The 10976-nt window shown below is 66.0% G+C and carries 13 protein-coding genes; 5 read left to right on the top strand and 8 right to left on the bottom strand.

Annotated elements, in window-relative coordinates; translation table 11 throughout:
- Nucleotides 1–172: 172 nt before the first annotated feature.
- The 5 genes from AC1DT2_RS08875 to AC1DT2_RS08855 all read right to left on the bottom strand — a co-directional run bounded on the left by AC1DT2_RS08875 (nt 173) and on the right by AC1DT2_RS08855 (nt 4626).
- Entirely contained in the window at nt 173–1627 is a 1455-nt protein-coding gene (locus AC1DT2_RS08875; RefSeq protein WP_477295899.1) for a sulfite reductase subunit alpha, read from the bottom strand.
- Nucleotides 1624–2559: an FAD:protein FMN transferase gene (locus tag AC1DT2_RS08870; protein ID WP_477295900.1), complete on the bottom strand. Its 936-nt coding sequence runs from the start codon at nt 2557–2559 to the stop codon at nt 1624–1626. Before AC1DT2_RS08870 ends, AC1DT2_RS08875 begins: the two co-directional genes overlap by 4 nt.
- 98 nt (nt 2560–2657) lie before the next feature.
- On the bottom strand, nt 2658–3467 hold the full coding sequence (locus AC1DT2_RS08865) for a DUF4198 domain-containing protein (protein ID WP_477295898.1): 810 nt from the start codon (nt 3465–3467) through the stop codon (nt 2658–2660).
- Nucleotides 3468–3479: 12 nt separating this feature from the next.
- On the bottom strand, nt 3480–3992 hold the full coding sequence (locus AC1DT2_RS08860) for a DUF2271 domain-containing protein (protein WP_063573650.1): 513 nt from the start codon (nt 3990–3992) through the stop codon (nt 3480–3482).
- A gap of 10 nt (nt 3993–4002) precedes the next feature.
- The gene (locus AC1DT2_RS08855) at nt 4003–4626 is read right to left on the bottom strand and encodes a PepSY-associated TM helix domain-containing protein (RefSeq protein ID WP_477295897.1); all 624 of its coding nucleotides are present in this window, start codon (nt 4624–4626) and stop codon (nt 4003–4005) included.
- Between the two features lie 150 nt (nt 4627–4776).
- Here AC1DT2_RS08855 and AC1DT2_RS08850 point away from each other — a divergent pair, with 150 nt between their 5' ends.
- The 5 genes from AC1DT2_RS08850 to AC1DT2_RS08830 are packed head-to-tail and all read left to right on the top strand — an operon-like array spanning nt 4777 to nt 8530.
- A complete protein-coding gene (locus AC1DT2_RS08850; RefSeq protein WP_477295896.1) occupies nt 4777–5451 on the top strand; it encodes a response regulator in 675 nt (224 codons plus the stop codon).
- Nucleotides 5444–6871 (top strand): sensor histidine kinase N-terminal domain-containing protein, encoded by a 1428-nt coding sequence (locus AC1DT2_RS08845; RefSeq protein WP_477295895.1) that lies wholly within the window; start codon nt 5444–5446, stop codon nt 6869–6871. Before AC1DT2_RS08850 ends, AC1DT2_RS08845 begins: the two co-directional genes overlap by 8 nt.
- A 42-nt stretch (nt 6872–6913) precedes the next feature.
- Nucleotides 6914–7750, top strand: a complete 837-nt coding sequence (locus tag AC1DT2_RS08840) for an alpha/beta hydrolase (RefSeq protein ID WP_063572312.1) — start codon at nt 6914–6916, stop codon at nt 7748–7750.
- A 4-nt stretch (nt 7751–7754) separates the two neighbouring features.
- On the top strand, nt 7755–8114 hold the full coding sequence (locus AC1DT2_RS08835) for an EamA family transporter (RefSeq protein WP_063572311.1): 360 nt from the start codon (nt 7755–7757) through the stop codon (nt 8112–8114).
- Nucleotides 8111–8530 carry a DMT family transporter gene (locus tag AC1DT2_RS08830; RefSeq protein WP_477295894.1) on the top strand — a complete coding sequence of 140 codons (420 nt, stop codon included), beginning with the start codon at nt 8111–8113 and terminating at the stop codon, nt 8528–8530. The genes AC1DT2_RS08835 and AC1DT2_RS08830 overlap by 4 nt, the downstream gene beginning before the upstream one ends.
- Here the strand turns inward: AC1DT2_RS08830 and AC1DT2_RS08825 are convergent.
- The 3 genes from AC1DT2_RS08825 to AC1DT2_RS08815 all read right to left on the bottom strand — a co-directional run.
- A complete protein-coding gene (locus AC1DT2_RS08825; protein ID WP_477295893.1) occupies nt 8527–9897 on the bottom strand; it encodes an NHL repeat-containing protein in 1371 nt (456 codons plus the stop codon). The two genes, AC1DT2_RS08830 and AC1DT2_RS08825, sit on opposite strands and share 4 nt — an antisense overlap.
- 122 nt (nt 9898–10019) lie before the next feature.
- Nucleotides 10020–10709 carry a tRNA (adenosine(37)-N6)-threonylcarbamoyltransferase complex dimerization subunit type 1 TsaB gene (tsaB, locus tag AC1DT2_RS08820; RefSeq protein WP_063572308.1) on the bottom strand — a complete coding sequence of 230 codons (690 nt, stop codon included), beginning with the start codon at nt 10707–10709 and terminating at the stop codon, nt 10020–10022.
- Nucleotides 10706–10976: inner membrane CreD family protein (locus AC1DT2_RS08815; RefSeq protein WP_477295892.1), on the bottom strand; the 271-nt coding region annotated here is incomplete at its 5' end. The genes tsaB and AC1DT2_RS08815, both read right to left, overlap by 4 nt.

The following is a 10976-nucleotide window of genomic DNA, read 5'->3' as shown; positions in this document are numbered from 1 at the left end:
CCTGTGGGCCTGTCTGCAGAACAACGAGAACTTCGATACCTCGAAGCTCTTCAGCCCTGAACACCTCAAGAACGCTTGACGGCCAAGAGAGTATCTACAAAAGCGCTGCGTTGACTGGTTGTTTGCTCGGCCACACGCAACCTCAGCGTTCGGTGCCGCGAGCTGTCCGGCGTTAGTACACGTCACGCCGGTACCTGCCGCCAGCCGCCAGCTTCTCGACGAGGTCCTCGCCGAGGATGCCGCGCAACGCGGCGTCGACGCCCGGGGCCATGCCGGCGAGGCTGCCACAGACGTAGATGCTTGCGCCGTCGGCCACGTAGCGATGCACGTCGTCGGCCATGACCCGAAGGCGGTCCTGCACGTAGCGCGATCCACGCGACTGGCGTGACCAGACCAGGTCGAGGCGCTCGATGCTGCCCGCCTCGTGCCAGCGTTCCAGCTCGTCGACGTGCAGCCGGTCGGCCTCGGCATGACGCTCACCGAACAGCAGCCAGTTGCGCGTGTGGCCTTGGGCGATGCGCGCCTTGAGCAACGCGCGCAGGCCGGCGATGCCCGTACCGTTGCCTATGAAGATGGCCGGTCGACCGTCAGTCGGGGCGTGGAAGTTTTCGTTGCGGCGCACTCGCAGATCGATCATGTCGCCGACCGCCGCGTGCTCGGTCAGCCAGCCCGAGCCCAGGCCGAGCGTTCCGTCCGCCGCGCGCATTTGCCGGACGACGAGATGCAGGGCGCCGTCGGCAGGAACGGAGGCGATCGAGTATTCGCGATGCGGTAACGACACGGATTCGCCATTCGCCATTCGCGGACCGATTTCGACCACGTCGCCGGCGTGCCAGTTCAGCATCGTGGCGTCGTCCGGTGCCAGCGCCAGGTGGAAGCAGGGGCCGCCGACGCTGCCCGGATTGAGCAGCCTGCGTTCCAGCAGTCGCCACGACTGGTAGGCCGGCCGCGACCAGTCCGGTTGCGACGACAAGCCCGATAGCTGGGCAACGTGATGCTGCCAATGTCGCAGCGCGCCCTCGTCGCCGTTGTCCACTTCGACGAGGTCGAACAGCGGCAACGCACCGCTCGCATGGAGCCAGTGTTCGAGATCGTGGCCGAACGCGCAGAAGTCTTCGTAATCGCGATCGCCCAGCGCGAGTACGCCATAGGCCAGTCCACGAAGYGGCAGCGGCGATGTCATTGCCTCACGGCGAAATGCGGTGGCCATGTCGGGTGCATCGCCCTCGCCCGTCGTGCTGACGACGAACAGTGCACGCGTGGCCTGGGTAAGCAGCGCTGGCGTCAGCGCTGCCATGTCACGCAGGTCGACGGTCAGGCCACCGTTGCGAAGCAGTTCGGCCGTACGCTCCGCCAGCTCGCTGGCAAATCCCGTCTGCGACGCATGCACGACGAGGATCGTCGCTGGCTTCGCGTCCGCCGACGCGACATCGATCGCAACCTCTTCGCGCTTCCCGCGCGCCAGCACGACGGTCATCGCCGCCCAGGCCACCCCGAGCGCACCCGCCCACCCTGCGCGCGGCAGCGACGCGGCATGGATGCCGGAAAAGTCATGCATCCCGGCAAGCCCCAGGACAGACGCGAGCAACAGCGCGCCGATGGCGATCTGACCGAACGTGGCTTTCACTGCTTTAGTGCTGCCGCGAAGGCCGGGGACATCCGTTCGCTGAACGTGCCGTCGTTACCGTAGAGAATGAACAGTGCGGCGATACCATGCTCCTTCGCATAAACCATGCCTTCGTCCGGACCCAGCACCGTAAGCGTCGTGCCGAGCGGATCGGCGAGCATGCAGTCCACGGCAATGACACTGACCGACGCGACACGGTGGGTCACCGGATAGCCGGTGCGGGGATCGATATGGTGCGAGAAGAATGTGCCGCCACTTTCAAAGAAATGGCGGTAGTCGCCGGAGGTCGCGATCGCACGGTCCGTCATCGACACGATGCGCTCGACTTCGTCGGGATTGTCGACCGCCCCCGCCGCCGCCCCCGGCCGTTCGATGCCGACGTGCCAGGCTGAGCCATCGGGCTTGTGTCCACGGCCGCGCAGCTCGCCACCCACCTCCACGAGATACGCATGCACACCGGCGCGGTCCAGGTAATGCGCCACCTGGTCCACACTGAACCCCTTGGCCACGGAAGACAAATCGACATACACGCCACCGGGCTGGAAGGCTCGGTGACCGCCATCGTCGAGCCGGATCTTCGCCCAACCCACCCGCGCCTTCGCCGCGGCGATCGCCGTGGCGTCGGGTGCCTCGCGCGGGCGCTTGTCCGGCCCGAATCCCCAGAGGTTCACCAGCGGCCCGACCGTCGGGTCGTAAGCACCGCCGGACGACTTCGCCAGGTCCAGCGCGTAGCGCAACACGGTGTAGAACTCCGGCGGCAAGGTCTGCCACGTACCGGCCGGCGCGCGATTGAACCGGCTCAGGTCCGAGTCCGCTTCGTAGGTGCTCATCTGCGCAACGACACGATCCACTTCGGCCTGGATGCCGCGCTCGATGGCGCGGTCATCCGCGCGATCGGGAAGTACGGCGTTGACCGACCAGGTCGTGCCCATGGTCTCGCCCTCGAAGCGGCGCACGTCCTTACCGAACGCCGTCCCCGAGACCAGCAACAAGACAAATAGCCATCCTCGCGCGCGGATACGCATGCGGATTACTGCGGCAGCACTTCAAGCGTCGCCGTATAACCCAGGCGGCGCTGCTTCGCTTCCTTCACCGAGGTCTTGTCGTCCTCGCTGGAAGCGTTGACCCAGTACATGCCCGCGGCCGGCCAGGTAAAGGAGAATTTGCCATCCTTGTCCGTGGTGGTATCCATCTCATCGGGCGCATTGCGATAGCGCGTGGCGCCATTGATCGCGGCAACCTTGAGGTTCGCAGCGGGCTTGCCATCGAGCAGCAGCTGGAACGTGGCCTTCTCGCCGGCCATGAGGTCGTTCGGCTTCGTCACGGGGACGAGTTCGAGACCTTTGTTGGTCGGCTTCAGCGCACCGTCGCTGGGCGTACCCTGGGTGACGAAGGTTTCGACGCGCGAGGACATCTCGCTGACCTGCACGTTTTTCGCGTTGGCGGGGATGGCGGCTTTCAATTCGTCCGCCTTGCCGCGCCAACGCTTCTTCTGGCCATCCACTTCGTAATTCGCGAACACGCCCTGGTTGACCAGCGCCAGCCGGTAGGTGCCCTTCTGTGGCACCGCCAGATCGAAGGTGCTGCGGTATTTACCGGTGGCCGCATTCTCCGGTTTCACCGTCGTGCCGTCCGGCGCGGTGATGACCAGTTGGTCGAGCTGGGCCGGGAAGTGGTCGGGGTAGTAAAGGTCGTTGGACACGGCAGCGTCCACTGTCACCCAGGCGTCGTCGCCGGAGATCACGGTGGCCGAAGGCACCATCCACATCTTGTGCGCCTGCGCGGCGAACGGCAGGACCAGGGCGGCGCAGAACGCGGCGCGAACGAGTACATGTTTCATGGATAACTCCGGTTACGGATTGAGGTCGAGACTGATCTGGCCGAGTTCGTCCGTGCCCTTGGCGGACAAGTGCGTGGGCACCTTCACGGGCCAGTCGAAGGCGATGCGCTGTGCCTCGCGACCACCCACCTCGCGCGCGGCTTCCACCACCAGCTCGTAGTGGCCAGGCGCGAGCGCGCCCAGTGGCGGCTTGCCGTCGATGAAGCGCAACTGGTGCTGGCCCGCCGGGCGCGTCGCACCCGAAACGCCGTCGATCGGCATGGTCTGGTCGCGGCCGCTACGGCGCCACCACTGACGCATGTCTTTCAGCCATTTGGTGCCTTCGCCATCGGCCTTCTTCATGTCGTACCAGACCGCCAGGTTGGCGGCGACGCTGTGGTCCTCACGCTCAAGCCAGACGGCGACGTAGGGGCGGTGGTATTCGGCCACCTTCAGCTGGGGGATTTCTACGGTGAGATTCAGGTCGGCGGCGGCGACAGGTGCCGTCACGGCGACGCACAGAAGTATCGGAAGCAGACGACGCATGGCGGATCCGTCAGTGAATGAAGATGAGAGCGATGACCACCGGGAGCACGAGACCGAGGGCCACCATGGGCCAGGTCATGCGGCGCTGGCCGGCATGCATCTGCAGCAGGAGCAGGCCAGTGAGCGCAAAGACGACACAGGCGAGCGCGAAGATGTCGATGAACCAGCTCCACACCGGCCCGGTGTTGCGGCCCTTGTGCAGGTCGTTGACGTAGGCGAGCCAGCCGCGGTCGGTGGTCTCGTACTGAATCTCACCGGTTTCCCGGTCGATGCTCACCCAGCCATCGCCACCGGGGCGCGGCAGCGACACAGCCACCTCGTCGTCGCTCCAGTCTCCCGGGCGTCCTTCAACCGGCGCGCCGGTGTTGCCGGTGACGAAGGCCGCCACCGGCGTCGGCAGGGGCGCGGATGTCGGACGTCGTGCGACGAGCTGCGTGAGCAGGTCGGCGGGCAGCGTCGCGACGCGTCGCTCGACATGCGGTGAGGCTTCGATACGGGCGGCATGATTGAGCGTGAACCCGGTGACCGAGAACAGCAGGAGCACCACCAGCGAGATAGCCGAACTGATCCAGTGCCACCGGTGCAGGTGCTTGAGCCAGAACGCGCGGCGGTGCCGGTCGACGGTGTCGCGCATGCGTGGGAGGGCCCCTGAAGCCGTGGTCGGAAAGCGGGCCGATGTTAACAACAATGCGAATCGTTCGCAATTGGAGCAACGTGAACGGCTGCCGAAATCCTGCCGTGACAACATGCGTGCGCGCCCTTCCGAAGCGTATCCTTCCCGACCATGCGCATTCTCCTAGCCGAAGACGACGCCGCCATCGCCGCGGCCGTGCGTTCCTCCCTCGAACAAGGGGGGCACGCCGTCGACCATGTTTCCGATGGCGCCAGTGCCGATAACGCCCTGCGCGATCACGACTACGACCTGCTGGTGCTCGATCTGGGCTTGCCCATGCTCGATGGCAGCGAAGTGCTTGCACGCGCGCGTAAGCGCGGCGCCGTCCTTCCGGTGCTGGTGGTCACCGCACGCGAGGGCCTGAAGGAGCGCGTACGCGTACTCGACCTCGGCGCCGACGATTACCTCGTCAAGCCCTTCGCATTAGCCGAGTTCGACGCACGGGTGCGCGCCCTGCTCCGTCGGCGGACCAGTCATGGCACGCCTGAGTTCCGCATCGGTCGCCTGCGCCTGGATATCCCCGGTCACCGTGCGTGGATCGGCGATGTCCCGCTGGACCTGACGGCACGCGAGTTCGGTCTGATCGAGGCGCTCGCCATCCGCGCCGACAAGGTCACCAGTCGCGCGCAACTGGTCGAAGCCCTTTGCAACTGGGACGAAGACCTGACCGACAACGGCCTGGACATCGCCCTGCATCGCTTGCGCCGCAAGCTGGGGGGCTCAGGTACCAGCGTTCGCACCATCCGCGGCCTGGGTTACCTGCTCGAAGAATCCGCGGATGCCTGAGCGTCGCCACGCGGGGTACCGTCCGTCCCGGCCCAGCCTGCGTCGTCGCCTGCTCACCTTCCTGCTGGTACCCGTCCTCGGCGTACTCCTGCTCGACGCGGTGATCGGCTATTTCGTCGCCCTGGCCTACTCCAACCGCGTGCACGACTCGGATCTCTCCGACTCGGCGCTGACCCTGTCCGAGATGATCGGCAACGATGCGCTACGCGGAGAACTCACCGCGCAGGCGCGCTTCCTGCTCGAATACGATCCAGACGGGCGCAACTACTACACGGTTTTCAGCGACCGGCACGGCCGGCTGATCGGCAATGCCGAACTCCCCGGCCCCGAAGGCAGCGTGCCCGCCGATGGCCCGCCGCGGCTCTACGACACGGCCCTGGGGCGCAAACCTTTGCGCGCGGCGGTCATGCGCGTGAGCAACCGCCACGAAGCGGGAGATGTCCTGACCATCACGGTGGCCGAGAGCCTGCGCGACCGGCATACCCGGGCGCGCGAAATCCTCTTCCTGACCCTGCCCATGCAGGCCCTGCTGATCGCGGCCGTACTGTGCCTGGTGTGGTTCGGCGTGAGCCACGGACTGCGCGTACTGGATCCACTGACCGCACGCCTGAGCCGGCGCGAGCACGACCTCGGCCCCATCGGCGAAGAAGATGTGCCGATCGAGATCCTTCCGCTCACCCGAACCATCGATGACCTGTTTGCACGCATGCGGAATATGCTCGGCCTGCAGGAGCGATTCATCGCCGACGCCGCGCACCAGTTGCGGACACCGTTGGCCGGTATCCAGTTGCACGTGGAATCTTTCGACGGCGCCACCGATGACACCCAACGCAGCCAAGCCCTGGGCCACGTACATCGCCTGGCTGCCCGCGCCGCCCGGACCTCGGCGCAGTTGCTTGCTCTCACCCGCACCCAGGCGCCAGACCTGCCCGATCACGACGGCATGGAGGTCATCGACCTGTCCACGGTGGTACCGGAGGCCGTGGCCATGCGCGTGCACCAGGCGCTCGCCCTGGGCGTGGACCTCGGCTACGAAGGTGGCGACGGCGCCTGCCTGGTCCGCGGCGACGCACTCCAGGTCCAGGAGATCATCGACAACCTCGTCGACAACGCGTTCCACTACGCCGGTCGCGGCTGCACCGTCACGGTGCTGCTCGGCCGCCACGTGGATGAGTTCGTGCTCGCCGTGGAGGACGACGGTCCCGGTGTTGCCGACGCCTTCCYTGCCCTGCTGGGCGAGCGGTTCTTCCGCGTCCCCGGCGGCGATGAGGACGGGACGGGTCTGGGCCTGGCCATCGTGGAGAGCATCGCCGAACGCCACGCGGCGCAGGTCGCCTTCCTGCGCGCGGCCTCGGGCGGGCTGCGCGTGGAGGTCCGCTTCCCCGCCGTGACAGGAAAGCCAACTGAAACCACGCACTGAGACCATGCTCTTCATGAGCAATCCAGGCTACGAGGCTTCGGCGTGAGCAGCACCGCGGAATTCCGGTTCGAAGGGGGGCGCGACGGCGTCCTGCTGATCCACGGCCTGACGGGCACGCCCACCGAAATGCGCATCCTTGGCAAGGGCTTGAACCGCGCGGGTTTCACTGTCGTCGGCGTGCGCCTGGCCGGCCATTGCGGCACCGAGGAGGACCTCCTCGCCACGACGTGGGAAGACTGGTACGCCAGCGTCGAAGCCGCCGCGGAGGAACTTCGCGGGCGGGTCGACCGCGTCTTCGTGGCCGGCCTGTCGATGGGCGCCCTGCTCGCCCTGCGCCTGGCTGCCGTTCGCCCCGACTGGGTCGATGGCGTGGGCGTGTTCGGCGCTACCTTCCGCTATGACGGCTGGTCGATTCCCTGGACAGGCCGATTCTCGTTCATGCTGCCGATGTTCAAGCGCCTGGGCATCGGCAAGAACCGCGTTTTCATCGAGCAGCCCCCCTACGGCATCCGCGACGAGCGCCTGCGCGCGCAGGTCAGCGCCGCGATGTTCTCCGGCGATAGCGAAGCCGCCGGCCTCCCCGGCAATCCCTGGGACGCCCTGGCCGAGATGGTCGAACTGTCGCGCGACGTGCGTCGTCGCCTGCCCGATGTCGTCGCGCCCTGTTTTGTCGCGCATGCGGCGGACGACGATGTCGCGAGTGTCGCCAATGCGGACCTCGTCGCGCGTCGTGTTCGCGGACCGATCGAAATGCTCCTGCTCGGCGACAGCTACCACATGATCACGATCGACCGGGAGCGCCGCATGCTGATCGAGCGCACGGCGGATTTCTTCAGTCGCGTCGCCCGCGACGCACGACCTGCGCGCATGGCAGCCTGATCGGATGCATGGGCTGGCCCTGGCGCTGTGGATCGCCTATGTCCTGCTCGATACCGGTGGGCAACTGGCCTTCAAGGCGGCCGCCGTCGACGACCGCGCCGGCGATGGACTGGCACGCTGGCGCTACATGCTTGGGCGGGCATGGATATGGATCGGCATCGGCTGCTATGTGGCCGTGTTCATGGTCTGGATCGCCTTCCTGTCCCTGGTGCCGCTTTCCGAAGGCGTGCTGCTCGCCGCGATCAACATCGTCGCGATCATGGTGGCAGGGCGATTCCTCTTCCATGAGCGCCTGACTCCTTTGCGCGTTACCGGCATCCTGCTGGTAGCGGCGGGTGTCGCCATCGTCGGGGCCGGCTCGTGAAGCGCTTCTACCTCATTGGTTTTACGCTGCTGCTGGCCTTCGACACGCTCAACCTGCTCTGCTTCAAGGCGGCCGGCGCACATGCCCTGCCGCTGGAAATGAGCACGGCCTGGCTGCTCCGCGTGTTCTCGCACCCGTGGGTCTACGGCGCGATCGCCGGCTACATCGGCGCCTTCGTCACCTGGATGAGCCTGCTCAAGCACGCACCGATCGGCCCGGCGTTCGCCGCGTCGCACCTGGAAGTCGTCACCGCGATGGCGCTGTCGTGGTGGGTGTTCTCCGAACCGGTCACCCTCACGCAGATCGCCGGCGCCGGCGTCATCGTTGCCGGCATCGTCTGCCTGGCCTTTGCCGAAGGCAGYGCCAAGCCTGCAGGAACCGATTCATCAGCGAACGGGTGCTTGCCCAACACCTAGGTCGCGAGGAAGCGTTCGACCGTCACGCGGTCCGGATTGGAGCTCCCCGCGCCGTCACCGCTGAGTAGTTCGAAGGTCAGGTGATCGTCAGTGACATCGATGCCAAAGAAGATGAAATTGAAACCCTTCCGATCGAACGTGACGGTGTAGAACCCCTTGGGTGTGCCGGTTTCGTCGGGCTCGCCGAACGAGCGATCGAGTGCGCCCGACGGGAGGTGTCGCCCGATCACCGCCTTCTTGCTCTCGATCGTGCCGTCGTAATAGGGGCTTCCGATCACCGCGACGCCACCATGGCTGGAAGTCTGCAGGTGAATGGGCATGGCGATACCGTCCTTGGCGCCTGTGCCACCGTAGTGAATCTCCAGCAGCTTGCCGCCATTGAAGCCCGGCGCGACATGTCCTTTGTCGTCCAACGCGACGAGCAACCCGACCTTGGGACTACGCGTCATGATGGTCCCGGCGCCCCACAAACCGGCTTCTCCCGACCAGGCCAGTTTCTCGATCTCGTTCCGGTCGGCGCTGTCACCGGTGACCACGAACTCGCCATTCGTTCCGAAGGCGGGATCGGGCTGGCCTGTCGGGAGCAGACGCAGAATCCGTGCATTTCCGCCGGACGTTGCCGTGCTCAGAACGATCTTTCCATCGTCCTGAAGTACGGCATCCGTGATCCGCCCGCGAGGGTTCAGGGGAACATCGACCAGCGCGTAACCCTTGCCGGCAAAGACCGGGTCCAACCGGCCTGAAGCGCCGAAGCGAAACACGATGCCGCCGTACCGTCCTTCGACATTCTTCGTCGTCCCGACGAAGAAGAAGCCATCGTCCTGTGCGGGAAGCGCGAACMCCTTGACGACCCCCGGCTCGGCGGGCGGGCGAATGCCGTTCAGATTTACGTAGCCGTTGATGCCGAATGCCGCGTCGAGTTCACCGGTATCTGTCCTGCGCGTGAGCATCCACGTATCGCTTGCCTGCGACCTGAGCACCAGCACCGTGGCGCCGTCGGCCATCGGCAACGGCTGGGCACCCTGCAAGGTCTCTTCAGGCAACGGAGGCTCGATAACGACACCCTGCTCGCCAAACGAAGAATCGAACTCGCCGGTGGGTGTAAGCCTTGCCAGGCCATACTGCCAGCTGGCCCACGGGCGGATGACACGGGGGAGAAACCTCGACAACCAGGATCGCCACCCGCGCAGGGCTGGAATGCAGCCCATGGCCAGCATGATATGTCCGTCTGTCGTCCGCCGCATGGCGCGAAGGAGCTCACTCCCGCCCGGCTCAACGTGATAACCGTCGACCTTGAGTTCGGTTTTCCCACCGTTGCCGAAGGACGCGTCGCTCTCGCCCTGCTTGCGCGTGTTGGAACCCTTCATGACGATCTCCTTTCGTCCTGGTGGCTATCCCTGGCACCCGGCGACGATTCATTCGCACCGGTACCCGCACGCTAAAACCAAACGGTGACATCCACCATAGCCCGAAGGTTGTAGGCGGTCGTTCAAGCCCGTCCCTGCTCCACCAACGTCAGCGCCACCTTATCCCTCAGATACACCGGCAAAGCCAGTTCCGGCGCCACAGCCTCGCCATCACGGAACGCCCGCGCCGCCACTTCGGCAACGTGCCGCGCCTGCGGAAAGCGCGCACCGTCCGCCGAGCGGATCGGCGCGGCGATGCGTTCCCGGAGAATCGCCTCGTAGGTTGCCCAGCCCGTGCCGACAACGTGCCATGCCGTGGCCTCGGGCAAGATCAGCGCCGCAGCGGTGTCCACCCGCTCGCGGTCGATCAGCGTGATGCTGCCATCGTCTTCGCGGCGCCATGCGGCGACATAGATCTCACCCATGCGCGCATCGATGACCGAAAGAATCGCGGCATCGTCTTCGGGGGCTTCCAGCGCCAGCGCCTGTAACGACGAGACGGTAACGACAGGCACGTCGAGAGCCATCGCCATGCCCTGGGCCAGCGACACACCAAGACGCACCCCGGTGAACGCGCCGGGCCCGCGGCCGACCGCGATGCCGTGGAGCGAGGTGCGGCTCAGACCGGCTTCGGCGAGCAAGGCGTCCGCCATCGGCAGAACGAGTTCGGCGTGCCGGCGCGGCGCGATCTCACTGCGCTCGATCACCTCGTCACCATGGACGAGGGCGACCGAGCAGGCTTCCGTGGAGGTTTCGATGGCAAGGAAGTTCATGGCGTTTCCGACGTGGGGTTGAGCGGCACGCCCTGGGCGTACCAGTCGATCCGGCGAGTCAGGTACATCAGCAGCGCGATGACTGCCACGAGCACGACCGAACCGATCAGGAGCGCGTACTGTTCCGCGCCGATCAGGCCATACAGTATGGCGTAAACCAGGGTGAGCACGCCGCCAAGCGCCAGGCCGGCCGTCCGCGCACGCAAGGCCGCCATCGCGTAGCCACCCACGATCAACACGACCGTCGCGGCGGCGACGGCGTAAGCC

It is taken from the genome of Luteibacter sp. P4_E6 (genome assembly GCF_056401535.1).
This window is presented reverse-complemented; position numbering and strand designations above follow the sequence as displayed.

Bases quoted from the DNA above. Each gene is read 5' to 3' on its own strand.
- AC1DT2_RS08870 (WP_477295900.1), bottom strand. From the start codon at position 2,559: ATGGGCACGACCTGGTCGGTCAACGCCGTACTTCCCGATCGCGCGGAT.
- AC1DT2_RS08865 (WP_477295898.1), bottom strand. From the start codon at position 3,467: ATGAAACATGTACTCGTTCGCGCCGCGTTCTGCGCCGCCCTGGTCCTG.
- AC1DT2_RS08860 (WP_063573650.1), bottom strand. From the start codon at position 3,992: ATGCGTCGTCTGCTTCCGATACTTCTGTGCGTCGCCGTGACGGCACCT.
- AC1DT2_RS08855 (WP_477295897.1), bottom strand. From the start codon at position 4,626: ATGCGCGACACCGTCGACCGGCACCGCCGCGCGTTCTGGCTCAAGCAC.
- AC1DT2_RS08850 (WP_477295896.1), top strand. From the start codon at position 4,777: ATGCGCATTCTCCTAGCCGAAGACGACGCCGCCATCGCCGCGGCCGTG.
- AC1DT2_RS08835 (WP_063572311.1), top strand. From the start codon at position 7,755: ATGCATGGGCTGGCCCTGGCGCTGTGGATCGCCTATGTCCTGCTCGAT.
- tsaB (WP_063572308.1), bottom strand. From the start codon at position 10,709: ATGAACTTCCTTGCCATCGAAACCTCCACGGAAGCCTGCTCGGTCGCC.